At 68.4% G+C, this 21727-nt stretch carries 27 protein-coding genes; 12 read left to right on the forward strand and 15 right to left on the reverse strand.

Annotation, left to right across the window (positions count from 1 at the left end; all coding sequences use genetic code 11):
- Window positions 1-189 precede the first annotated feature (189 nt).
- Window positions 190-1506 carry an MFS transporter gene (locus BLR41_RS03455; RefSeq protein WP_092626399.1) on the reverse strand — a complete coding sequence of 439 codons (1317 nt, stop codon included), beginning with the start codon at window positions 1504-1506 and terminating at the stop codon, window positions 190-192.
- Between the two features lie 893 nt (window positions 1507-2399).
- On the opposite strand from BLR41_RS03455, the gene BLR41_RS22710 reads away from it, so the two are divergent.
- Entirely contained in the window at window positions 2400-2852 is a 453-nt protein-coding gene (locus BLR41_RS22710; protein WP_092626401.1) for a MerR family transcriptional regulator, read from the forward strand.
- Between the two features lie 45 nt (window positions 2853-2897).
- Entirely contained in the window at window positions 2898-3320 is a 423-nt protein-coding gene (locus BLR41_RS03465; RefSeq protein ID WP_092626403.1) for a hypothetical protein, read from the forward strand.
- Window positions 3321-3457: 137 nt separating this feature from the next.
- Here the strand turns inward: BLR41_RS03465 and BLR41_RS03470 are convergent, their stop codons facing one another.
- Window positions 3458-4669, reverse strand: coding sequence for a dipeptidase (locus BLR41_RS03470; RefSeq protein WP_218119884.1), 1212 nt, complete (start codon window positions 4667-4669; stop codon window positions 3458-3460).
- 229 nt (window positions 4670-4898) lie between these two features.
- On the opposite strand from BLR41_RS03470, the gene BLR41_RS03475 reads away from it, so the two are divergent.
- The 3 genes from BLR41_RS03475 (at window position 4899) to BLR41_RS03485 (ending at window position 6723) form a co-directional block, all read left to right on the forward strand.
- The gene (locus tag BLR41_RS03475) at window positions 4899-5330 is read left to right on the forward strand and encodes an Rrf2 family transcriptional regulator (protein ID WP_092626803.1); all 432 of its coding nucleotides are present in this window, start codon (window positions 4899-4901) and stop codon (window positions 5328-5330) included.
- A gap of 100 nt (window positions 5331-5430) precedes the next feature.
- Entirely contained in the window at window positions 5431-6183 is a 753-nt protein-coding gene (locus BLR41_RS03480) for an SDR family NAD(P)-dependent oxidoreductase (protein ID WP_092626407.1), read from the forward strand.
- A gap of 123 nt (window positions 6184-6306) precedes the next feature.
- The gene (locus BLR41_RS03485; RefSeq protein ID WP_092626409.1) at window positions 6307-6723 is read left to right on the forward strand and encodes a nuclear transport factor 2 family protein; all 417 of its coding nucleotides are present in this window, start codon (window positions 6307-6309) and stop codon (window positions 6721-6723) included.
- 110 nt (window positions 6724-6833) lie between these two features.
- On the opposite strand, the gene BLR41_RS03490 is transcribed toward BLR41_RS03485, so the two are convergent.
- The gene (locus BLR41_RS03490) at window positions 6834-7028 is read right to left on the reverse strand and encodes a DUF397 domain-containing protein (RefSeq protein WP_092626410.1); all 195 of its coding nucleotides are present in this window, start codon (window positions 7026-7028) and stop codon (window positions 6834-6836) included.
- Window positions 7009-7872 (reverse strand): helix-turn-helix domain-containing protein, encoded by an 864-nt coding sequence (locus tag BLR41_RS03495; RefSeq protein ID WP_092626412.1) that lies wholly within the window; start codon window positions 7870-7872, stop codon window positions 7009-7011. Before BLR41_RS03495 ends, BLR41_RS03490 begins: the two co-directional genes overlap by 20 nt.
- Window positions 7873-8017: 145 nt before the next feature.
- Between BLR41_RS03495 and BLR41_RS03500 the strand changes: the two genes are divergently transcribed.
- From BLR41_RS03500 to BLR41_RS03515, 5 genes are all read left to right on the forward strand, one after another.
- Window positions 8018-8236: a hypothetical protein gene (locus BLR41_RS03500; RefSeq protein ID WP_092626413.1), complete on the forward strand. Its 219-nt coding sequence runs from the start codon at window positions 8018-8020 to the stop codon at window positions 8234-8236.
- Entirely contained in the window at window positions 8233-8496 is a 264-nt protein-coding gene (locus tag BLR41_RS03505) for a hypothetical protein (protein WP_092626414.1), read from the forward strand. The genes BLR41_RS03500 and BLR41_RS03505 overlap by 4 nt, the downstream gene beginning before the upstream one ends.
- A complete protein-coding gene (locus tag BLR41_RS22355; protein WP_143012985.1) occupies window positions 8489-8758 on the forward strand; it encodes a hypothetical protein in 270 nt (89 codons plus the stop codon). Before BLR41_RS03505 ends, BLR41_RS22355 begins: the two co-directional genes overlap by 8 nt.
- A 278-nt stretch (window positions 8759-9036) precedes the next feature.
- Window positions 9037-9294: a hypothetical protein gene (locus BLR41_RS03510; RefSeq protein WP_092626416.1), complete on the forward strand. Its 258-nt coding sequence runs from the start codon at window positions 9037-9039 to the stop codon at window positions 9292-9294.
- The gene (locus tag BLR41_RS03515) at window positions 9291-9707 is read left to right on the forward strand and encodes a hypothetical protein (protein WP_092626418.1); all 417 of its coding nucleotides are present in this window, start codon (window positions 9291-9293) and stop codon (window positions 9705-9707) included. Before BLR41_RS03510 ends, BLR41_RS03515 begins: the two co-directional genes overlap by 4 nt.
- Before the next feature lie 170 nt (window positions 9708-9877).
- Here the strand turns inward: BLR41_RS03515 and BLR41_RS03520 are convergent, their stop codons facing one another.
- On the reverse strand, window positions 9878-10309 hold the full coding sequence (locus tag BLR41_RS03520; protein ID WP_218119886.1) for a DUF4229 domain-containing protein: 432 nt from the start codon (window positions 10307-10309) through the stop codon (window positions 9878-9880).
- A gap of 163 nt (window positions 10310-10472) precedes the next feature.
- On the opposite strand from BLR41_RS03520, the gene BLR41_RS03525 reads away from it, so the two are divergent.
- Window positions 10473-10694: a BldC family transcriptional regulator gene (locus BLR41_RS03525; protein ID WP_218119915.1), complete on the forward strand. Its 222-nt coding sequence runs from the start codon at window positions 10473-10475 to the stop codon at window positions 10692-10694.
- Window positions 10695-11238: 544 nt separating this feature from the next.
- Window positions 11239-11427 carry a hypothetical protein gene (locus tag BLR41_RS03530; RefSeq protein WP_092626805.1) on the forward strand — a complete coding sequence of 63 codons (189 nt, stop codon included), beginning with the start codon at window positions 11239-11241 and terminating at the stop codon, window positions 11425-11427.
- Window positions 11428-11815: 388 nt separating this feature from the next.
- Here BLR41_RS03530 and BLR41_RS03535 read toward each other — a convergent pair whose 3' ends face one another.
- The 10 genes from BLR41_RS03535 to BLR41_RS03585 all read right to left on the reverse strand — a co-directional run bounded on the left by BLR41_RS03535 (window position 11816) and on the right by BLR41_RS03585 (window position 21719).
- Window positions 11816-13324, reverse strand: coding sequence for a MinD/ParA family ATP-binding protein (locus tag BLR41_RS03535; protein ID WP_092626420.1), 1509 nt, complete (start codon window positions 13322-13324; stop codon window positions 11816-11818).
- A 280-nt stretch (window positions 13325-13604) separates the two neighbouring features.
- Window positions 13605-14624, reverse strand: a complete 1020-nt coding sequence (ccsB, locus tag BLR41_RS03540; protein WP_092626422.1) for a c-type cytochrome biogenesis protein CcsB — start codon at window positions 14622-14624, stop codon at window positions 13605-13607.
- Window positions 14621-16264 carry a cytochrome c biogenesis protein ResB gene (gene resB / locus BLR41_RS03545; protein ID WP_092626423.1) on the reverse strand — a complete coding sequence of 548 codons (1644 nt, stop codon included), beginning with the start codon at window positions 16262-16264 and terminating at the stop codon, window positions 14621-14623. Before resB ends, ccsB begins: the two co-directional genes overlap by 4 nt.
- Entirely contained in the window at window positions 16264-17049 is a 786-nt protein-coding gene (locus BLR41_RS03550) for a cytochrome c biogenesis CcdA family protein (RefSeq protein ID WP_092626806.1), read from the reverse strand. Before BLR41_RS03550 ends, resB begins: the two co-directional genes overlap by 1 nt.
- Before the next feature lie 407 nt (window positions 17050-17456).
- The gene (locus tag BLR41_RS03560) at window positions 17457-18179 is read right to left on the reverse strand and encodes a TlpA disulfide reductase family protein (RefSeq protein WP_092626425.1); all 723 of its coding nucleotides are present in this window, start codon (window positions 18177-18179) and stop codon (window positions 17457-17459) included.
- Window positions 18176-18811, reverse strand: coding sequence for a histidine phosphatase family protein (locus tag BLR41_RS03565; protein ID WP_092626427.1), 636 nt, complete (start codon window positions 18809-18811; stop codon window positions 18176-18178). The genes BLR41_RS03560 and BLR41_RS03565 overlap by 4 nt, the downstream gene beginning before the upstream one ends.
- Window positions 18808-20157, reverse strand: a complete 1350-nt coding sequence (gene hemL, locus BLR41_RS03570; RefSeq protein WP_092626429.1) for a glutamate-1-semialdehyde 2,1-aminomutase — start codon at window positions 20155-20157, stop codon at window positions 18808-18810. Before hemL ends, BLR41_RS03565 begins: the two co-directional genes overlap by 4 nt.
- Window positions 20158-20331: 174 nt before the next feature.
- A complete protein-coding gene (locus tag BLR41_RS03575) occupies window positions 20332-20745 on the reverse strand; it encodes a hypothetical protein (protein ID WP_176797796.1) in 414 nt (137 codons plus the stop codon).
- A 24-nt stretch (window positions 20746-20769) separates the two neighbouring features.
- Complete coding sequence (locus BLR41_RS03580; protein ID WP_092626430.1) at window positions 20770-21279, reverse strand: hypothetical protein; 510 nt, start codon at window positions 21277-21279, stop codon at window positions 20770-20772.
- Window positions 21276-21719 carry a hypothetical protein gene (locus tag BLR41_RS03585; RefSeq protein ID WP_092626432.1) on the reverse strand — a complete coding sequence of 148 codons (444 nt, stop codon included), beginning with the start codon at window positions 21717-21719 and terminating at the stop codon, window positions 21276-21278. The genes BLR41_RS03580 and BLR41_RS03585 overlap by 4 nt, the downstream gene beginning before the upstream one ends.
- Window positions 21720-21727 lie beyond the last annotated feature (8 nt).

The following is a 21727-nucleotide window of genomic DNA, read 5'->3' on the forward strand; positions in this document are numbered from 1 at the left end:
CACGCCCGGGCGCGGCGGCGATTTCGCGAGAAATTGACGGTGCCGTGCCGGAAAGGGGCACCGCCGTTCCGGAAAAGCGGCCACACCGTTGCCGGCCGGACAACGGTGTGGCCACCGTGCATTCCGAAGGCGCCCCGGCGACGCACGAACCGGGAACGCCCTCGGTGTCCACATCGGAAACCGAACGCCCTAGTGGTGCGCGGCAGGGGTGGTGGGCGCCTCGTCGTTGGTGAGGTCACGCTTGTAGGTCTCGGTCAGCAGGTAGGCCGAGCCGAACGAGATCACCGCGAGCACGATCACGTACACGGCGATGGACATCGCCGAACCCGTGGTGCCGTAGAGCCAGGTGCAGATCATCGGGGCTATGCCACCGCCGAGGATGGACGCGAGCTGGTAGCTCACCGAGATGCCGCTGTAGCGCAGCCGGGTGGAGAACAGCTCGGAGAAGTAGGCGGACTGGGGGCCGTAGACCGCTGTCCGGCACAGCTGCATCACCATGCCGCCGAGCAGGTACAGCATGATCGAGCCCGTGCCGACCAGCATGAAGTAGGGCACGGCGATCAGCGCCATCACGGCCATGCCGCCGAGCACCATCCTGCGCCTGCCGAAGAAGTCGGACAGCAAGCCGAACAGCAGCATCAGCGGTATGTCGACGAAGCTCAGCAGCGAGTTCGCGTTGAGCACCGTGGTGCGCTCGAAGAGCCCCTCCTGCGTGGTGTAGAAGACCATCCAGGTGCTGGTGATGTAGAAGGTGGCGTGCGTGCCCAGGAACATGCCGGTGGCCAGCAGGATCGTCTTCGGGTGCGAGCGCAGCGCCTCCAGCACCGGCATCTTGGCCTTCTCCTTGGTGTTCATCACCTGTTCGAAGACCGGGCTCTCGCTGATCGTGATGCGGATGACCAGCCCTGCCACGATCAGCACGGCGCTGAGCAGGAAGGGGATCCGCCAGCCCCACGCGAAGAACTGTTCGTCGCCGATGCTGGCCGAGATCGCCGAGAAGGTGAGGTTGCCCAGCAGCAGCCCGGCGGGCACGCCGACCTGCGGCCAGGAGCCGTAGAAGCCGCGCCGGTTCTCGGGGGCGTGCTCGACGGCCATCAGGGCCGCGCCGCCCCATTCGCCGCCGACTCCGATGCCCTGCGCGAAGCGCAGTGTGACCAGCAGCAGCGGCGCCCAGGCACCGATCGTCTCGTAGGTGGGTAGCAGTCCGATGAGCAGCGTGGCCACGCCCATCAGCATCAGCGACCAGATCAGCATCGGTTTTCGTCCGAGGCGGTCGCCGAAGTGGGAGAACACGACGCCGCCCAGCGGGCGGGCGATGAAGCCGACGGCGAAGGTGGCGAAGGATGCGATCGCGCCGACCATCGAGTCGAGTTCGGGGAAGAACAGCTTGTTGAACACCAGCGCGGCGGCGGTGCCGTAGATGAAGAAGTCGTACCACTCGATGGTGGTGCCGATGAGGCTGGCGAAGGCCACTTTTCGGGAGTTCGGCTGGGACGTACCGACCATTTGGTATGCACCCTTCGTGTCGAAGCTGACGGGGACTCGCACGGACAGGTGGGTGTGGCGCAGATAACTAACGCTGTAAGTTTTGGGAACGCTAACGGCGAAGCGCGGCAATCACAAGAGGGCAGCGGAACTCGATCTTGAAAAGTACGAAAGGGATCGGCGGCGGCAGAGCGGGCGCCGCCGGAGAACGGAGAGCGCGGCGAGGGCGCGACGGAAGAACGCGACCGTCTTCCGGAGGTTCGAGCCGACCCGGCACAGCACGGTCCACAGTGGTCGTACGCTGTGGCGGGAGAAGTGGCTAGCGGGGGCGACGAGCGCCCGAGCCCCGTCGTCATGCCGGACGATCGGAGGAGGACGGAACGAGTGGTTCTCACAGCGCGTTCGCGCCGCTAGAATTCCAGGTCAGTGAATGTAGGCCCCGCGCACGCGGGGACGGACCGAGCCAGCGTGGGGTTCCCATGTGCGCTGCACCGTAGGCCCCGCGCACACGGGGATGGACCGGTGGGCGACCGGACGGGCCAGGGTAGCGCTGGGTAGGTCCCGCACACGCGGGGATGGACCCTCCTCGCGCTGAATTAGCGAATCGATCCGGTGGTAGGCCTCGCGCACGCGGGGATGGATCGTACGCGTGTTCGACCGGGTCGAGGCTCACGAGGCTGGCCCCGTGCACTCGAGGCCAGCCTCGTGAGGACGACGAAGTCGGCCTCCGGCGGGACGCCACCCTGGAACAGGCCGCTCAGCACCGCGCCTACACGTCGTGCTCACGTAAGGGCCTCGAAGTCGGTATCGATTGGGCATGTGATGCACCCCGCCATACCGCCGAGGTGCCATTCCCGATTTTTTGGATTATTCTCGGGATTGAAAGGTGTTGGTTCGGCTGTGGGAGGTGTGCCGTGACCACGACCAAACAGCGTGAGCGCGACGAGCTCTTCGACCAGTTCCAGCGGGTCGAGGAGCTCGAAGAGGTCGCCGAACAGGCCTCGGCGCAGCTGGACCCCACCCAGCTCGAACGCTTGCGCTCCGTGGCACGACGCACGCTCGCGGGCATCAAGCCGGTTCGTGTCTCCCTGGCCAGTGAGCTGCTCGACCTCGACGAGAAAACGATCAGGAGCTGGACCGAGGAAGGTGTGCTCACCGAGGCCGACACGGCCAGCACCCGACGACTGCTGGACCCCGAACGGCTGCACGAGGTGCTGCACATCGTGCGCGAGTTGCGCGCCAGCGGCAAACGAGCAGATCTGCTCGACGCGGTGTGGTGGAAGCTCAGCGACCAGGCCGTCCTCGACCGGGAGGACCTGGCCGACAGCCTGGCGGAGATGCGTAGCGGCGACGTGCACAAAGCATGACCGACAGTTATCAATGACTACCGGTGGTGTTGAGATCATCACCGCGTGACCGTTGACGTCGAAATCACCAGCACTGCTCAGCAGCAGCGAAAGATGCTTCGCAACAAACACGCGAAACACTTCGAGCAGTGGTTGGAAAAACTCAAACGGGACGGTTGCCGTGCGCTCCAGTACCGCTTGACCGGCGATCTCGTCGAACGACTCTGCGTACGGCACCTCACCGGCCCGCTGCGCGTGATCGTCGCGTTCCACAACGCCGAACACGCCACAATCGTTCTCATCGGGCCCCACGACGACAGCGATCCCGGCATCGATGTCTACCGGCACCTGTACGCCCTGGCCGGGATCGAAACCCCGTCCGCGCGAACGCGGACGAAACCACCGTGCTGCGACGAACAAGGGCATCCGCCCTCGGATGACGACGAGATCATCGAGCTGGCCCAGCGGGCCCAACGCCTACGACCCTGACGCACAGGTTGATTCGCCGAAACAGCGCTTCGGAGAGATACCGCCCCGACAGGCTCCTCGGCACACGATGAAGCTTCCGGTGCCGCACGAAGCCAGTACCGCCCTGGATTTCTGCATGGAGGCTTTTGGCAAGGTAATCAGTCGGGCAGCACCTCGCGCATGACCCGGATCGTGTTGCCGCCCATGATCGCGGCGATGTCGGCCTCGGAATGCCCGCGGTCGCGCAGTTCCTGCGTGATCACCGCGATGTCGCTGGTGTCCCAACCGACCGTCGTCGACCCGTCGTAGTCGCTGCCCAAGGCGGCCGTCTCGATGCCGCCGACGTCGATGACGTGCTCGATGGCGTCGACCACGGCGGCGGGAGTGGTGTCGCAGACGGCGGCGTCCCAGTAGCCGATGCCGACGACTCCGCCGGTACGCGCCACGCCGCGGATCTCCTCGTCGGTCAGGTTGCGGTTGACGTCGCAGGTGGCCTGCACACCGCCGTGGCTGTAGACCACGGGTTTCGTGGCACGGTCGAGCATCTCGGCCACCGCGCGGTGGCTGGAGTGTGCGATGTCGACGATGACCCCCCGTTGTTCCAGCTCGTCGAACACCCGGCGGCCCAGCTCGGTGAGTCCGCCCTTGTCGATACCGTGCATCGAGCCGACGAGCTCGTTGTCGAAGAAGTGGGCGAAGCTCGCCATCCGCATGCCGGCGTCGAACAGCACCTCGACGTTTTCCTGCTCGCCCTCGAGATTGTGCAGGCCTTCGACGGAGAAGAGCGCGCCGGTGACCCGCTCACCAGCTTCGCGGGCGGCGATCAGCTCGTCGAGGTCGGCTCCGGTGCGGATCCGCACCAGGCGACCGTCGGAACGCGCGGCCGCGTCGCTGAGCTTCTCGGCGTGGTAGAGCGATCGCTCGAGCAGCGAGGTCCACGTCGCCGGTGGCTGCAGCTGGGCGATGGCCAGCGGGGTGATGTTGTCGGTGTCGGCGGAGTTGGATTCGTAGTTCTGCCCCCTCGGGGACTTCGACACCGACGAGAACACCTGGAGGCTCACGTTGCCCTCCTCGAGCCGAGGCAGGTCGACGTGCCCGCGCTCGGAGCGCTCGAGCAGGTCACGGTCCCACATCAGCGTGTCGGCGTGCATGTCCACGATCGGCAGTGAATCGTGCAGCTCCCGCGTGGAGGCGTCGACCGTGGGAAGGCGGGTGTCGACGACCTGGTTCATCCTGCGCTCGACGATCCCGGGCGCGAACACGAAGAACGCGATCACCGCGAGCACCACGAAGATCGACCCCGCAATGACGGTCCACCGCAGCCACCCGCGCTTGATCCGAGCCACGAACGCGAACCGTAGCGCTTTCACCGATCCGTGGTCCATCCCCGCGCACGCGGGGATCGGCCCGGCTCGGCTGTGCACCGGCGAACAGGAATGACACCTCCGAACAGCAGCGACGGCCGAGCGATGCTCTCGACCGCGGCCTGCATCCGGGCGAGCCCCGGCTCGACCGGGATCGCTCCGCAGGACTTGCCGCATGTCGTTGTAACGATTAGTGTTACAACCAGGAGTGAGAGTCAAGGTGGTGGAGACCGACGTGAGCGCCAACAGCAGACTGACCGTCGCGGCGCACGCCCTGACCTGGATCGGGCTGTATCAGCGGCGCGGTCATGAGGTCGCCACTTCCGAGCAGATCGCGACGAGTGTCAACACCAACCCGGTGGTGATCCGCCGCCTGCTGGCCGAGCTGCGCAAGGCGGGCCTGGCTGATTCGCAGCGGGGAGCGGGGGCGGGCTGGATGCTCGTGCGGGACCTGGAGACGATCACCCTGCTCGACGTCTACCAGGCGATCGACCCGGGGCCGATCTTCGCCTTGCACCGCGCGAGGCCGAACCCCGAGTGCGTCGTGGGAAACGGCATCGGACCGGCGATGACCGCCGTGTACGACGAGGTGGAGGCCGCCCTGCGGGGGGAGCTGGCCAAGACCACGTTGGAGGACGTACTGCGGGACGTCTTGAAAACCGCCTGACCTCGGGCCGTTGATCTTCCCGGATTTAGGGAGATCACGGCCGCGAACATCGGCCATCGATGTAACAAAAATGGTTACAGCAAGGAATCGGAGAAATCCCATGGGACAGCTGGACGACAAGAGCGCCCTCGTCACCGGCGCATCCAGCGGCATCGGCCTGGCGATCGCCCGCCGTTTCGCCGCCGAAGGCGCGACCGTCTACCTCACCGGCCGCCGCAAGGCCGAGCTGGACACCGCTGTCGCGCGGGTCGGCACCCGAGGTATCGCCGTCCAGAGCGACGCCTCGGACCACGGCGACCTCGACCGGCTCTTCGCCGAGATCGCGAACCGCAGCGGCCGACTGGACGTCGTGGTGGCCAACGCAGGGGTCGGGGACTACGCTCCGCTCGGCACGATCACCGAGGAGGAGTACGACCGCACGACCTCGATCAATCTCAAGGGGACGGTCTTCACCGTCCAGAAAGCACTGCCGCTGCTGACGGCGGGGGCCTCGGTGATGCTGGTCTCCTCCAGCGCGGCCCTGCGGGCCGCCCCGGGGCTGGGCGTCTACGCCGCGACCAAGGCCGCGATCCGCAGCCTCGCCCGCACCTGGGCCGCCGAGCTGGCGGACCGGGGTATCCGCGTCAACACCCTCACGCCCGGCGATGTCGAGACCCCGGGCGGGGACGAACTGCGCGCCGCTTTCCCGCACGGCGATCAGCCCACCGAAGCCGAGTCCACCCCACTCACCCCGCTCGGCCGGATCGGCAGTCCCGACGAGGTCGCCGCCACCGCGCTCTACCTGGCCGGAGACCAGAGCAGCTTCACCACCGGTGCGGAACTGCTCGTCGACGGCGGCGCCACACAGCTCTAGGCACCGGTAGGCGATACGGGACGCCCGTGCTCGGCGGACCGCTGAGCGGCAAGCACTTCCGGCCCCAGGGCTGCGGCCCGACCGACACACCACACGCGAACGACGAGACGAAGGACGAGGGCGATGGCAACGGATACGCAGACCTCGCGGGCCGTGGTGGAGAAGTTCGTGGAGCGCCTCGGCAGGCAGGATCCGGAAGGCATCCAGGAACTGTTCGCCGCGGAGATCGACTGGTACGTCCCCGGCAGTGACGCGCTGCCCTGGTCCGGACCCCGTACCCGCCGGGAGGAGGTCGCGCCGTACTTCACCACGAGGTGGCCGCACTTCGAGCTCGGCAGGAGCGAGGTCGTGCTGGATCGCGTCATCGTCGACGGTGGTGACGTGATGCTGCTGGCGATCTTCACGCACACCGTCGTGTCCACCGGCAAGGAGTTCACCACACCGGTGGCCATGCACCTGGTGGTCGAGGACGGCCGGATCGTCCGCATGCACCTGCACGAGGACACGCTGGCCGTCGACAAGGCGTTCACCGCTGACTGAGCGGAGAGGATTCGGGCACTCCGTGACACGGGGCGGCCCGGCCGGGCGGGACTCGCACGAAAAAGCGCCTCCGGAACGCATCCGGAGGCGCTGGACTTCTCGCCGCTGAATCAGCCGAACTTCTCGGCCTTCACCGCGTCAATGAACGCCGACCACTGCGGGCCGGTAGTGGTGAAGTACCCGGCCGAGCGATCCTTGGTGTCACGCACCGCCGCGCCATCCGCGATACGACCGACCTCAACACAGTTGCTAACCCGGCCAGAACGGCTCGATTTCCGCCATCCCTCAGGGTGGTGTACCGTCATCAATGGCCTCCATTTCCTCTGCTTGGTTGGCGATGAACTTTTTAGACTCTTCCTCGTTCATCGCCAACGTTTGCAGGGTAGTAACCGCTTCGGCGTAGTCCTGGGCAGTGGTCGGGTTGTGCAGGAACGAAGCCGACTGATAGTGCTCGAAATGCACGATCGGTGAAGCTTTCGGAAAGTTGTAGAGCACGAACGACCCCATATGCGCCGGATGTGCAACGGTCGATCCTGAACGCAGCACCTGAACAGCGACATTGGGCCGCTCACTCATGTCGACGATGTGGCGTAGCTGCTCCGCCATCACCGGGTGACCGCCGATCGGTTCCGACAGCGCCCGTTCGCTGATGATCGCTGTGAACGCGACGCCCTTGTCCGTCAGGACTTCACGGCGGCCGACACGCATCAACACACGCGTCTCGCGCTCCTGATCGGACATTTCCAACATGAGCGCGCGAGCGTATGCCGAAGTTTGCAGCAATCCCGGCACAAGATCCGTAGCAACATCAGAGATCGCGATTGCCGTCCGCTCGAACTCGATCAGCGTGGTCAGCTCGTGACGAGACCCGTTCCGCCCCGTCGTGAGCCAGTCGGGCTGATCCGCATCACGCGCCATCTCAACAACGCGGTCTCGTTCTGAAGCGGTGGTACCGCAGGCCGCGAGGTAGACCGCGACGAATTCAGGGGCGGGAACCTGAGCTCCTGATTCGTATCGCCCCAGTTTCACGTGGTTGGTTTCGAGTTCGCGTGCCACCGCACGAAGACTTTGCCCACTCGCCTCACGCGCTTCACGCAGTTCAGCGCCGAGTGCACGTGCTTTGGGCGTTCCACCTCTGGTAACCGCCATGTACCAGATCCTAGGCCGTCACGCATGGCACTAAACCATCACCTGATCGAAGGATTGCATACGCTGGACATGTTCCAAAAAAATGGAACATGTCCATCAAGGAAGACATTGCCCATTGCTTTCGGTACAGGCTAGGAGTAACGAGTTGCCCCAGAGAAATCAGGTATCGCACCCGGGCATACGGCTGCGGTGCAGGGATGAGTCCGGCTCGTCGTCGCTGCGGATCTGGCGGTCACAGTGGACGCCGAGGGTGATCCGGATCGACACGCCGACCGTTTACAACCGGACCGAGTGGACGGTCGAGCAGGCGAAGCTGCTGCGGGACGTGCTCGACGACGCGATCCGGGCGGGCGAGCGGTCATGAGCCGTCCGCACACCCAGCTTTCCGTCTTCCTGCGGCGTGGCGAGTGGATGCTCAGCGACGCCGCCTTCGAGATCGGCGGGCAGCGCTACACCGCGACGCAGTGCCGCGACACCGCCACCGTGCTCGACGAGCTCGCCGCCGCACTGCGGCAACACGCCGCCGCACTGCCGAGCGGCGAGCTCCCCACCGGCGAACTTCCCCCCGACAGCACTCCCGCTGACAGCACTCCCACTGACGACGCGAACGAATCGGATGCCTGAGGCACCGCCCCCGGAAGCGCCACCCGCCGCACCGCCGGAACAGCTCCGGGCCGACGCGGCACCCACGGAGATCATGCCCGCCATCAGGGCGGGTCGCTGGTCCCGCTGGCGCGGCACGCTGCCACTACCCGCGATCGCGAAGCGCCGACCGGGCAACAGCGACCTACCCGCTCGGCCCGCCGAGATCAACGCGCCGACAACCCTCGCCCCGCCACACCCACAGCTGCTCGCCCGCGTCCTCTCCGGTTTACGCGCCCTTTGAACCACGGCCCGGTCCCGTGAGCCCCGACCTCCGGGGCCGGACCGTCCGCCGCCCGGCCGGGCCGCTCCCCTTCCCCGTCTCGGCCGGGCGGTTCCCAACAGCGCGAGAACCGCGCGCCCCGACCACCGAAACGCCAACGAGTCCCCGGAACGACACGACGATCTGCCGAGACGACACAGCGACGCGGAAAGGACAACCGGAATGACGACCGCCGAACGCGGAACTCCCCGCACGCGGGAGACAGAGCCGGACACGGCGCCGCGCGCCGGTGATGCCTCGTGACCGGTCACCCGACGCGGCCGAACATCGCCCTGAACCACGACCCCGAACGGCTGAACCGCACCATCCACGACATAGCGGCCGGTCGGGCCACCGCCCGGCAGTGCGCCGAGACCGCCTCGGCACTGCGACACCTCTCCCACGAACTGAGCGACCACGCCGCGGTACTCGCCTTCGGCTGCCTGCCACCGAGCGAGCAGCCACCCACCACCGGGCCAACTCCCGAGGAACCACGGAAGCGAGAGGATTCCGAATGAACACCCATCCGGCCATGCTGCTGGGCACGGCGGTGCTGCTGCTGGGCACCGCGATCGTGCTCGGCGCCTGGGGAAACCGCGTCAGCTACCGACCCCGCCACGCGGGTGGCAGTGGTCCCGCCGCCCGACGACTGGCCGCACTGCGGCTGGAAGCTCACTTCCGGGCCGAACGCCCCTCAGCCGAAGTAATCGGCTGGCCGCTGTGCGACCCGGACCGATACCCGCGGCTGTTCGACCTCGCGGCACCGCAACCGGTTCCGCCGCCCGGCCCGGCGATTCCGGAACCCGTACAACCGATCTCCGGCGCGAACACCGGGAACGGAAACCCCACCGGTGCCACGGAGAGTCCCGCAGCCGAGCATCCCGATCTCGCGCTCATGCGCCGCGTGCTCGACGGACTGCACCGACTCTAGAAGCTTCCGCCACCACTTCGCCCCGCACTACCCGACTTCGCCCAGCACTACCCGCCCCGGGAAACGGCGGGAGGATCGCTGCCTCGCCACTTTCGCCCGGCCTCGGAGCGCGTCAATTTCTCGCGAAATCGCCGGGCGGGTGGGGGCGAACAACTAATCGGAAGGTGAGTTCAGTCACGAGGCGGGTCGGAGTCCGAGTGCTCGTCGTCCACCGGGGGGTCGGATTCGACGCTGTCGGCCTCGCCGCGCAGCTGCGCCCGCAACTGTTCTTTACGTTCGGCGCGTTCGGCGGCCCGCTCGGCCATGCCCGTGGCCACCCTGCGGCGCAGCCCCGAGAAAACCACCAGGGAGAGCGGCATCGCCACCACCACGGACACGGCCAGCGCCACCAGCAACGGAACGTCGAAAAGCACCAGCACCCCGGCCAACACGGCCAGCAGTCCGAACCTGGCGACGGTGTAGAGCGTGATGTCCCGCGCGAGGTTTCCACCGCGCGGTGGCCGCTCCGCGCCGGAGGTCTCCCCGCCGCGTGGTTCCTCCGGGCCCTCGGGCGTTTCCTGCTGCTGTTGCTGCACGTCAGCCAGGGTAGAGGACGCCACCACGAACCCTCACCGCGCCCGAACCGCACCTTTCGTCCCTTACTTTCCCTTTACCTGGACCCAACGGTTCGAGTACTTGCCCCTATCGGTGCCAGGATGCGACCGGAATGCCCGGATACCATTCGTTCGACCGTGGAGGTCACCAGTGACAGCGTCGACCCAACAGATCACGCAGAACGGCCAGGACCATCTGCTCACCCCAGGAGAGGTCGCCGCTATGTTCCGGGTGGACCCGAAAACCGTGACCCGCTGGGCCACCGCGGGCCGGATCGGCTCGATCCGCACACCGGGCGGCCACCGTCGGTTCCGTGAGTCCGAGGTTCGCACGATGCTCGCCGAGCTGACCAACGACGCGGACATGCCCCACGGGATCGGCACCGCCCGCTGAGCGGAGTTCCCAGTTGAGCGGGGTTCGGCGCGCACCCTCGACCGGGTGCTCACCCGACTCCGGGTGAACGGGGAAGCACGCCCGGCCGAGCCGACGCCTTGCTGTGTGGCAGGGTACGGCGACCGCGAGGTACGAACCACGAGGTCACGAACCCTGCCGTCCGGCAATGCGACCGGCTCGGCGCCGGGCGACAACACCCACCCTTCATCCGGGCCGCCGAGATTGTGAGACAACTCCGCACCACCGGCTCGGCGACAAGTCCCGGCTACCTCGCCGAGCGATACTGCCTTCGGCACCGAGTGATGCTGCCCGCGTTGCCCTGCGAGCACCGCCTGCCCCCACCGCGCGACATTCCTCACCGCATCGCGCGATAATCGACACTCCTGCCGGTTTCGTCGACCGGTTATCATGGAACTTCGCACGCCACACGGATCGGACAAATCCCCGCACCACGGCGAGCGATCCGGCATGCGGCAACGAACAGCGGGACGAGCGCCACAACCGGCGGATCCGCTGCCCCGACGGAACAACGGAGGTGACCACGATGGTCTACATCCTGGCGGCAATCGGTGCCATAACGCTCGTCGTGCTGCTGTGGCAGGGCTTCGGTCCCATTCGGGAGACGCTGGAGAAGCGCACCGAACAGCCCCAACGCCCAACCGCACCGGACGACGACCCCGAGTTCCTCCGCAGGATCTCCGAGCAACAGCGCAAACCCCGCGACGAGAGCTGAGTACCCCGGCCCGGTCCCCGTGACCGGGTTCCGGCCGTCAGCAACGTAAATTTCCCACGAAATCGCTGCTCGCCGAGGCCGTGCGCCCCGTAGCCGTAAATTTCCCACGAAATTGACGCCCCCAGTACGGCGGTACGCGGCCCGGGCAGCGTCAATTTCTCGCGAAATCGCCGCGCCCCTTCGACGCGGGCCGAGCTCCGAGCACCCTCGCAAGCCGAGCTCCGGCCACCCTCGCCACCGGCACCGCCGCGGGTTCTCCCGTGCGGCTCTCGCGAGGACGCCGGAGACGTTGTGTAGTAACTACCCGATGTCTCCGGACCCGCAGCGAGAGCCGTGCGCGAGGTTCCGCCAAGCTAGCCCTTCGGCAGCCTGCGAAGTAAACGTCTCGTCAGCCGGCCTGCTGCCTACCGGCTGCGTGCGGGAAGTCGTCGGCCACCGTGGCCGCCAGCTCGAGCAGCGCCAGCCTGGTGGAAGCGGCCAGCTGGTCCAGATCGACCTCCGCGCCCTCCTCCAGGTGCGGATCGAACGGGATCTTGGAGACCGAGCGGCACCGCGAGCCGAAGTGCGCGGCCAACTTGTCGACGTCGACCTTGCCGGAGCCCGGCCGCACCGAGTTGATGATCGCCACCGAACGCGACACCAGCTCGCCGTAACCGTGGGCGTCCAACCAGTCCAGTGTGGCCGAAGCGCTGCGCGCGCCGTCGATGGAGCCCGGCGAGACGATGACCAGCGAGTCGGCCACGTCCAGCACCCCTTTCATCGCGGAGTGCATCAACCCGGTCCCGCAGTCGGTGAGCACCACGTTGTAGAAGTGCTCCAGCAGGTCGACGGCGGTGCGGTAGTCGTTCTCGCTGAACGCCTCGGAAACCGCCGGGTCCTGCTCGCTGGCGAGGATCTCCAGCCTGCTCGGGCCCTGCGAGGTGTAGGAGCGCACGTCGCTGTACTTGCGGATGCGCGGCGCGTCCCGCAGCAGGTGACGCACGGTCGCGGTGGTCTCGAGCGGGATCTTCTGGCTCAGCGTCCCCCGGTCCGGGTTGGCGTCCACCGCGACCACCCGGTCGCCGCGCAGCGAGGAGAACGTGGAGCCGAGCGTGGCGGTGGTGGTGGTCTTGCCGACCCCGCCCTTGAGGCTGAGCATGGCGATCTTGTAGCAGCCGTGGAGCGGCTGGTTGATGCGCGAGATCAGCTCCCTGCGGTGCACATCGGCCGGGCTCTCGCCCGGGTTGATGGTTTTGCCGCTGGCGAGGTAGATCGCGCGCCGCCATCCCGACTGCGGCGGACGCTTGGCCTGGCGCAGCAACTGCGCCGAGGACAGGTCCTGCGCGGCGGCGGGATCCTGCTGACCGGGCGGCACCTGTTGCATACCGGGAACGGGCTGGGGTTGCTGACCGGGTTGGGGCTGCTGGCCCGGTTGAGGCTGGACCCACTGCTGCCCCGGGACGGGGTGCTGGCCGGGGGCCTGTTGGCTGGGGGCCTGCTGGTTGGGCGGAACCCCCTGTGGCGGATAGGGCTGCCCGGGTGCGGCGGCGTACGGCCCGGAAGTGCTTCCCGGAGCCGGGTACGGACCGGACGGGGCGTTTGGCGGCATCTGGTACGGGCCGGACTGTGCCTGGTTCGGATCACCGCCGGGAACCGGCCTGGGCCCCGAAGCCGCGGGATTGGCGTACGGGTTGACCACCGGATTCGGGCCGGACTGGGGATACTGCCCCGGCACGGGGTACTGCTGTGCCTGCTCGGGATGACCTCCCGCCTGCTGGGCGGGAGCGCCGTAGTCGGGGGCGGCGTGCCCCGACGAGGACGAGCTCTCGGCCGACTCCGCGTTCGGTTCCGCTCCTCCCCCGGCGGGAAACCGTCCCGAATCCTGCCGGGCGTCCGGCTCGTCGTTTCTTCCGGTCACCGTTCGAATCCTCCAAGAACGAATCGAGACCTACCCGGCCCGTGTGCACGGTAGTGGCGGAAACTCACCCGGTTCACGGCGGGCGTCCGACGCGGGGCCCGGCCCGCGCCGTTTCCCGCAAGCCCGCGCCGTTTCCCGCGGGCCCGCCCGGATCACCGGGCCATACCACAACCGCGATCTTACGGACAATATCCACGATCACGCGAGCACCGGGTGCCACGAGCGCGAATGCGCCGCCACGGCTCGACGAAGGACCACCGATGGGGGAGGAGACGACCGGTCACAGCCCCGCGTAGGAGTGCAGCCCGGAGATCACGATGTTGATGAAGAACAGGTTGAAGATCATCACCGCCAGGCCGAAGATGTTGATCCAGGCGGCGCGGGTCCCCCGCCACCCCGAGGTCGCCCGGGCGTGCAGGTAGGCGGCGTAGACGATCCAGGCGATCAGCGAGCAGGTCTCCTTCGGGTCCCAGCCCCAGAAGCGTCCCCACGCGGCCTCGGCCCACATCGCGCCCGCGATGATCGCGAAGGTCCACACCGGCATGATCAGCACGGTGGCGCGGTAGGCGAACCGGTCGAGCACCTGGCTGCTGGGCAGCCGCTCGCCGATGCGGCCGGGGTCGGTCGGATTGTTCTCGCTCCGGAGCCGCACGAGGAAGAGCACGCTGGCGACACCGGCGAACATGAGCACACCGGTGGACACGATCGCGGCGGAGACGTGGATCCAGATCCAGTAGGACCGCAGCGCGGGTTGCAGCTGCGAGGCGGTGGCGTACAGCGCGGTGCCGGACAGGAACAGCAACAACGTGGCGGGCAGCAGCACGAAACCGCCCAACCCCCGCAGCTTGGGCGCGGTGGTGGGCTTGCGGACGGCGCGGGACTGCCGGTAGAGCACCACCAGCCACGCCACGACCGCGACCAGGCAGATCGCCGAGCCGAACTCGTACATGTTGCCCCACGGCACGCGCCCCACTGCCACGCCCCGGATGACCAGCGAGAAGGCGTGCACGAGCACACCGAGCACGGTCACGGCCACGGCCATGCCGCCGAACCGCTCCGACCACGGTTTGCGGGGCTCGGGTTCCAGCCGACCGACGACCGGCCCCGAGCCCGGCTCCTTGGTGGCTACCCCGCCCGCGCCGACGGTCGCCCGCGCCGGTTCGGCGTTCTCGGCGGCGTTGCCCGTGGCCTTGCCGGAGGCGAACTCGGCGAAGTAGAGCAACATGGCGAGGATGTAGATCACGACCGAGGTCGCGAACGCCATGTCGCTCAAATCGGACAGTGTCTGGTTGACCATCAACTGCTCCTTCCGGGGGAGTCGGTCCCCGACGAGCCCGCGGTGGGTTCCGCCCCACTTCCGAGCAGCTCGTCCGTCAGCTTGGTGAACTCCTCGCCGTAACCGGCCTGATCGGTTCGCGCGAGTCCACCGATCTCGACCGAGGCACCACCGCCACCGGCGGCGGAAGCGTTCTCGTCGGTGTGGCCCGAACCGTCCGCGAGAGGTTTGATCCGCAGCCAGATCCGGCGGCGTTTGATGCTCAGCGAGGCACCGAGTCCGATGACCACCGCGATGGCGAAGACCAGGACGTATCGCTGGAACGGGTTGTGCGAGATCTGCAGGTTCGCCCAGCGCTGCACCCCGTCGAACCGGATGGTGGTGCCGTCGTCCAGCCGGATCGTCTCCCCGACGGCCAGGTTCTCGCGGGCCACCCGGTTCAGCTCACCGGAGTCGATGAGGGACTGGTCCACGCTGAAGATGGACTGGCCGGTGTCGCCCGCGAGTCCGAGCTTGCCCTTGAGCACGTCCACGGCCACCATCGGGTCCCGCAGCGCGGGGAAGCGCGAGCTGAGCACCTTGCCGTCGAGGCTGGCGGTCGGGGCGAACAGCCCGGTGATCGCCAGCTGGTTGTTGTGCCTGCGCTGTTCGTTCGACATGCCGGGCCGGTCGAACTTGGTGGCGCCCTGCGAGAGCATGGTGGTGGTGTCGACCGGCTGCCACTGCGTCTTCTTGGTCCGCTGGGTGCCGTCCGGGAAGGTGACGGTGAATATCGGGGTGTAGCCGTTGCCCGTCAGGTAGATGCGGTCACCGGCGGTGCGCAGCGGATTGTTGACCCGCAGGTCGTGGGATTTCCAGTTGCCGTTGTCGAGCGCCTCGCCGGACTGGTACTCGATGTCGGCGTGGAACCGCTCGGGCTGGCCGGAGTGCAGGTAGCGCACGTCGAAGTCGTTGAGCCGCACGCAGAACGGGCTCAGGTTCGTGCCGTCGACCGTCAGGCCCGCGTCGAAGGAGTCGTAGTTGTAGGTTCCCGAGTTGCAGAACCCCGAGCCGTCGGCCTGCACGACCACCTGGCCCTCGTAGCGCATCAACTGGTCACCGCCGACGGTGATCAGCAGCCCCACCAGCGCGAAGTGGAACACGAGGTTGCCCGCCTCGCGCAGGTAACCGCGTTCGGCGCTGAACGTGCGGGTGCCGTCCTGCTCGGTGTTCTCGGCCACGCGCCAGCGCCGCAGTCTGCGGCGCGCGAAGTCGGACATCTCGTCCGGCGAGAGCGAGACGGTACCCGCGGCGTGGTGCGGCATGCGCTCGAGGTTGCGCGGGGTGCGCACCGGACGTGCGCGCAGCTGCCGCAGGTATTCCGCGCTGCGCGGGACCAGGCAACCGATCAGCGAGACGAACAGCAGCACGTAGATCGCGGCGAACCACACCGAGCTGAACACGTTGAACGCGCCGATGGAGTCGAGAACCTTCGCCCAGGTGGGGTGATTGTCGTAGAACGTCTCGACGTTCTGGCGGTTCAGCGACCACTGCGGCAGCAACGCACCCGGCAGCGCCGCGAGTGCCAGCAGGAACAGCAGCACCAGGGCGGTGCGCATCGAGGTGAGCCCGCGCCAGGTGTTGCGCAGGAAGGCCAGGACTCGCCGGGGGGCCGAAGTGTTCATCAGATGGGCAACTCGAATCCGTTGATGGGGGCGCGCAGCGACGCGATCATGCTTCCCCACAGACCGGTGACCAGCAGCAGGCCGACGAGTATGAGCAGCAACCCACCGACCCACTGGATGGTGCGGGAGTGCCTGCGCAACCAGCCGGTGCCGCGTACGGCCCAGCGCGCGCCGAGTGCGAGCACCACGAACGGGATGCCGAGGCCGAGGCAGTAGACCAGCACCAGCACGACACCGCGCAGCGCGGCCCCGCCCTGCCACTGGGTGCTGTAGGCCAGCGAGACGACTCCGGTGAGCGTGGGGCTCAGACAGGGGGTCCAGCCGAGTCCGAAGACGGCGCCGAGCGCGGGAGCGCCCCATAAGCCGCCGCGCGGCACCCGCCGAACACGCACGTCACGCTGCAACGCGGGGAACACGCCGAGGAAGACCAGGCCCATGAGCACGGTGACCACACCGCCGAGCCTGCGCAGCACGGGCTCGTTGAGGGCCAGCGCGTCGGAGAGCCCGAGAACGCCGACCGTGGCGATCACGAACACGGCGGTGAACCCGAGCATGAAGAGCAGCGCCGCACCCGCGACCCGCCATCGCCCGCGGCGAAGGCCCGCGGTGGTTTCCGCGGTGTCGACCGCCGGGGCGTCGGCACCGACGAGACCGGCCAGATAGGCGAGATAACCGGGGACCAGCGGAATCACGCAGGGCGAGGCGAAACTGACCGTCCCGGCGAGAACAGCGAACCCGACCGCCAGAATCAGCGGGCCGGTCTGGACTAGCTCGGTCGGATCCACGAACCCGAGGGTAGGTAAGCCGCTGCCGAGCCCACACAGCACCCCTGGTGACCGAAGCCACATCGAGGCGCGCGTTCGCCCCGGTCACGGGGCTCGGCTGCTGGAAGCGCTCCGCGGTTCCCGGCGCGGCGGAACGAGTACGCAGGTCATCGAATCGGAAAATCCGGACATCGCTCGCGCCGCGATGCTCCGGTCCCGCGTCTCGCGGGGCGAGCACCGGACGTGCTCCGGTGCCGCCGGGAGCGTGCAGCTGCCGCCGGGAACCCGTACGGCGGCGGTGGGGAGGGCTCCCGCTCACGCCGGACCGACCGGGAAGCCGTCACCGGGAGTCCGCACCGGCCTGTTCGTTACCGGCCTGTTCGTTACCGGCCTGTTCGTTACCGGCCTGTTCGTTACCGGCCTGTTCGTTACCGGCCGGGCTCCCGCTCCTCGGACGGGCTCGACCCGCCCGTGCTACTGGAACCTCCCCTGTCGCCGGAATCACCGGTGTTCCCGGCCCCACCGGAGCCGGAGTTCTCGTTCGCGATGTCGCGAACCTTCGGCAACAGGCCCTGCTCGGTGACCTCGGTCAGATAGATCGCCGCCACGCGGTGCTCGCGGTCCAGCACCACCGTCGCCGGGGTGGTGCTGCGGGGAAAGCCGTTCAGCGCCAGCATCGCGCGGCCGGACGGGTCGTAGATGGAGGGGTAGTCGACGTCCAGGTTGTGCACGAAGTCGTTGGCGGCGTCGCGGTTGTCCCGCACGTTGATCCCGAGGACCTGCACACCCCGGTCATCGAGTTCGTCCTGCACCGCCTGCAGATCGTCGGCCTCCGCACGACAGGGCGGGCACCAGGAGCCCCACACGTTGAGCACCACGACCTCGCCGCTGAAGTCCGACAACCGGATGGTGTTGTCGGCGTCGGCCAACGACTCGCCCTTCAGGCCCGTGACGCGCCCGCGCTCGTCCGGCGAGTAGAACAGCCGGGTCCGCCCACCCGGCGAGACGAACGTGAACTCACCGTTGTCGGAGACCGCGTTCTCGCTGCCCGCGCACCCGGACAGCAACGCGAACAGCGCGACCAGCGCCAACGCGGCGACAGGCCTACCCGCGCGACGGCCACCACGGCCCCACAACCGGTCGGATCTCATGCACCGCTCGCTCTCGCGTCGGTCTCGCCCACCGGCTCGGCGTAGGCCAGGCGTTCGAACTTCTCACCCCGGAACACCAGGCTGGTCACCGACGCCAGCGAGCACTGCCTCCTGCGCGGGTCGTGCCAGAGCGCCTTGCCCTCGATGAATCTGCGCAGGATCCAGATGGGCAGCTGGTGGGAGACGCAGACCGCCTCGCCGGACCCGGCTGCCTCCCGGGCGCGGTGCGCCGCCGCGAGCATCCGGCGCGCGATACCGAGGTAGGCCTCGCCCCAGGAGGGACGCACCGGGTTCCAGAGTTTCGGCCAGTGGCGTGGCGAGCGCAGCGCGCCGTCACCCACCGACACCCGGCAGCCCTCGAAGCGGTTCGCCGCCTCGATCAGCTGCTCGTCGGTGTCGATGTCCAGCTCGTGCTGCTCGGCCACCGGGCTCGCGGTCTCGGCGGCCCGCTGCATCGGGGAGGCGTGCACCACCCGGACGTCGTGGTCGGCCAGGAAACCGGCGACGACCTTGGCCTGCCGCTGCCCCTCCTCGGAGAGCCGGTATCCGGGCAGGCGGCCGTACAGGATGCCCTCGGGGTTGTGCACCTCACCGTGCCGCACGAAGTGGACCACGGTCGTTCTGCCGCTCACTTGGACTCCCCCGGCTCCGCCGCTGCCGCGGCGGCGGCCGCGTGGGGCAGCGCCTCGGCGATGATCTGGAAGGCGTCGTCGTCCATGGCCGCGTTGACGAACCAGCACTCGAACGCGCTCGGCGGCGGGTATACCCCGCGCCGCAGCAGCTCGTGGAAGAAGGCGGGGAACCGCCAGGTCTGCTGTGCCTGCGCACCCGAGAAGTCGTGTACCGGGGTCTCGGTGAAGAAGACGCTGAGCATGTTGCCCGCGAAGGAGATCTGGTGGGGCACGCCCTCCGCGCGCAGCGAGTCGCCCAGCAGCTCCCCGAGGCGGCTCGCGTTGCGGTCCAGCGCGGTGTAGACCTCGGCGTCGGCGGCGCGCAGGTTCGCCAGCCCGGCGGCCACCGCCACCGGGTTACCGGCGAGGGTGCCCGCCTGGTAAACGGGACCGCGCGGCGCCAGCAGGTCCATCACGTCGGCCCGGCCGCCGAAGGCGGCGGCGGGCAGCCCGCCCGACATCACCTTGCCGAAGGTGTAGAGGTCGCCGGCTACGCCGTCCACGCCGTACCAGCCGGCGCGCGAGACGCGGAAACCGGTCATGACCTCGTCCATCACCAGCAGCGCCCCAGCTTCGCGGGTGATCTCGCGCAGCGCGGCGTTGAAGCCCTCGCGCGGCGGCACCGCCCCCATGTTGCCGGCGGCGGCCTCGGTGATCACACAGGCGATCCGGTCGCCGTGCTCGGCGAAGGCCCGCCGCACCGCCTCCAGGTCGTTGTAGGGCACCACGATGGTGTCGGCGGCCTGCGCCTCCGTGACACCGGGTGTGCCGGGCAGCCCGAGGGTGGCCACGCCGGATCCGGCTCCGGCGAGCAGCGAGTCGACGTGACCGTGGTAGCAGCCGGTGAACTTGAGGACCTTGTCGCGGCCGGTGAACGCGCGCGCCAGCCGGATGGAGGTCATGGTGGCCTCGGTGCCGGAGTTGACCAGCCGCACGTGCTCGACGGGATCGACCCGGTCGATGATCTCCTGCGCGAGATCGATCTCGCCGCCGGCCGGAGTGCCGAACGAGAGCCCGTCGACGGCGGCCTCGCGCACGGCGCCGACCACGTCGGGGTGCGCGTGCCCGTTGATCATCGGCCCCCAGGAGGAGACGAGATCGACGTAGCTGTTGCCGTCGGCGTCCCAGAGGTACGCGCCCTCCCCGTGGACCATGAAGCGTGGGGTGCCGCCGACCGAGTGAAACGCACGCACCGGGGAGTTGACCCCGCCCGGGGTCACCGCCTCCGCTCGTTCGAAGAGCTGCCGGGAGCGGGGCGCCGGATCGGATGCTGCTGTCGTCGCGTTGGCTGGATTATCGGCAGTCACACCGCCCAGTTTGCCAGGCAGCGGAAGAGCGCGGCTCGGGGCTCCCCGCCGGAGGTGGTGAATCTCGCGCTCGTTTTCCGGCGTGCCGCTTCAGTTCGAGTGGTGCTCGGTCGACGGGTGCCCGCGGCCGATCCCGGGTGGCGGGCCGAACCGAGCAGAGCGCGGTCGTTCGGTTCACGAACGGGCGTCCGAATCCGGTGCTTCCCCGGCCTCGGGTGTTCCCCCGGCCTCGGGTGTTCCCCCGGAGTGGGATTCCGGCTCCGGCCCGACCCGGGACCGCCTGTCCGAACGACCGGCGCGCACTCCCAGCGTCAGGTGGCGGAGGGCGTCGATCAGCAGCAGCCCGCCGGTCGTGACCGCGAGTACCGCGAGCGCGACCCAGCTGCCCAGCATGCGGGAGACGCCGGTACCGCCGGAGGCCTCGGGCAGCTCGATACGGACCACCGAGTTCTCCCAGGCCGGAAAGGCCAACGCGATCAGCACCGCCGCCAGCAGCACCTCGACCCCGAACACGCCCAGTCGCCACGGCTGGTGCAACCGCCGTGGTGGCCGCTCGGACGCGGTCGGCTCGGATTGGGGATCATGCACCGAACCAGCATCGCATGCCGCGAACTACTCCGAACGCAGCAGTGTCGCGAGTTCGGCATGCAACGCCTCCGGGAAACGGGCCCAGGCCAGCACCACGGTCTCGGTTCCGGCCGTGGTGTCGGAATCGGCAGCGGTATCGGGATCACCAGCGCTGTCGGGATCGGCGGGCTGCCGCAGCAGCAGCGGAACCTCGGTCATCCCCTTCGGCACCGTGCTCGATTCCCCGAGTACCCGAGCGGCGCGTGCCGTGGGCTCCGTCCCGGGCAGCGCGAGACGGTCGAGCGGGACCGACTCCCCGCCCACGGTCAGCTCCACTGTAGTCAGTGTTACCGAGTGGAAGCGCCTGCGCGCCCGGATCCACGGCACCGCGGCCGCGGCCAGCAGGGCCGCCAGTACCGGCCACTGTGGCAGGTGCAGCGGCCCCGGAGTCGTCAACTCGACGAGGAGACCGAGCAGTGCGAACGCAGGTCCCCAGAGCAGCGGCCACCAACTCGACCCCGGCTCGGCGTAGCGGATCTCGGCGGCTTCGGTCAACGGTCACCGGCCAACCACTCCGAGGTCTCCCGGCGCCAGAAGCACGCCCACGCGAGCACCGCCAGCACGAGCACGATCAGATTGGAGGCACTCCAGGCTCCGGACAGCAGCAGCAACAGCACGTGCGCCACGGCGAGCAGGCTGACCGCGATCCGCGCCCAGGAGTGCCGCCGCAGCACCGACCACGCCAGCCCCGCGTAGCCCGCGGCCAACACGACCGCCAGGATCGTGTTGACCACGAGGAACTCGCGGGCCAGCTGCTCGGCTCGCTCCGGAGCCAGCCCTCGCGTGTCGACGAGACCGCCGCGCAGCGCACCGAGATCGGTCCACGAGATCGCGGCACGGACGAGCAGGAAAACGCCGAGCGCCACCCAGAGCCCCAGTCCCACTCGCAACGTCCGCGGCACCCCCGTGGGTACCGGTTCGGAGGTGTTCGTCATCCGTGCCC

The organism is Actinopolyspora mzabensis (assembly GCF_900101095.1).
GTDB lineage: Bacteria > Actinomycetota > Actinomycetes > Mycobacteriales > Pseudonocardiaceae > Actinopolyspora > Actinopolyspora mzabensis.

Coding starts and splice junctions, on each gene's coding strand:
- BLR41_RS03455 (WP_092626399.1), bottom strand. CDS start 1,506: ATGGTCGGTACGTCCCAGCCGAACTCCCGAAAAGTGGCCTTCGCCAGC.
- resB (WP_092626423.1), bottom strand. CDS start 16,264: ATGAACACTTCGGCCCCCCGGCGAGTCCTGGCCTTCCTGCGCAACACC.
- BLR41_RS03585 (WP_092626432.1), bottom strand. CDS start 21,719: ATGACGAACACCTCCGAACCGGTACCCACGGGGGTGCCGCGGACGTTG.
- BLR41_RS03480 (WP_092626407.1), top strand. CDS start 5,431: ATGGGACAGCTGGACGACAAGAGCGCCCTCGTCACCGGCGCATCCAGC.
- BLR41_RS03485 (WP_092626409.1), top strand. CDS start 6,307: ATGGCAACGGATACGCAGACCTCGCGGGCCGTGGTGGAGAAGTTCGTG.
- BLR41_RS03515 (WP_092626418.1), top strand. CDS start 9,291: ATGAACACCCATCCGGCCATGCTGCTGGGCACGGCGGTGCTGCTGCTG.
- BLR41_RS03560 (WP_092626425.1), bottom strand. CDS start 18,179: ATGAGATCCGACCGGTTGTGGGGCCGTGGTGGCCGTCGCGCGGGTAGG.
- BLR41_RS03490 (WP_092626410.1), bottom strand. CDS start 7,028: ATGACGGTACACCACCCTGAGGGATGGCGGAAATCGAGCCGTTCTGGC.
- BLR41_RS22355 (WP_143012985.1), top strand. CDS start 8,489: ATGCCTGAGGCACCGCCCCCGGAAGCGCCACCCGCCGCACCGCCGGAA.
- BLR41_RS03505 (WP_092626414.1), top strand. CDS start 8,233: ATGAGCCGTCCGCACACCCAGCTTTCCGTCTTCCTGCGGCGTGGCGAG.
- BLR41_RS03495 (WP_092626412.1), bottom strand. CDS start 7,872: ATGGCGGTTACCAGAGGTGGAACGCCCAAAGCACGTGCACTCGGCGCT.
- BLR41_RS03530 (WP_092626805.1), top strand. CDS start 11,239: ATGGTCTACATCCTGGCGGCAATCGGTGCCATAACGCTCGTCGTGCTG.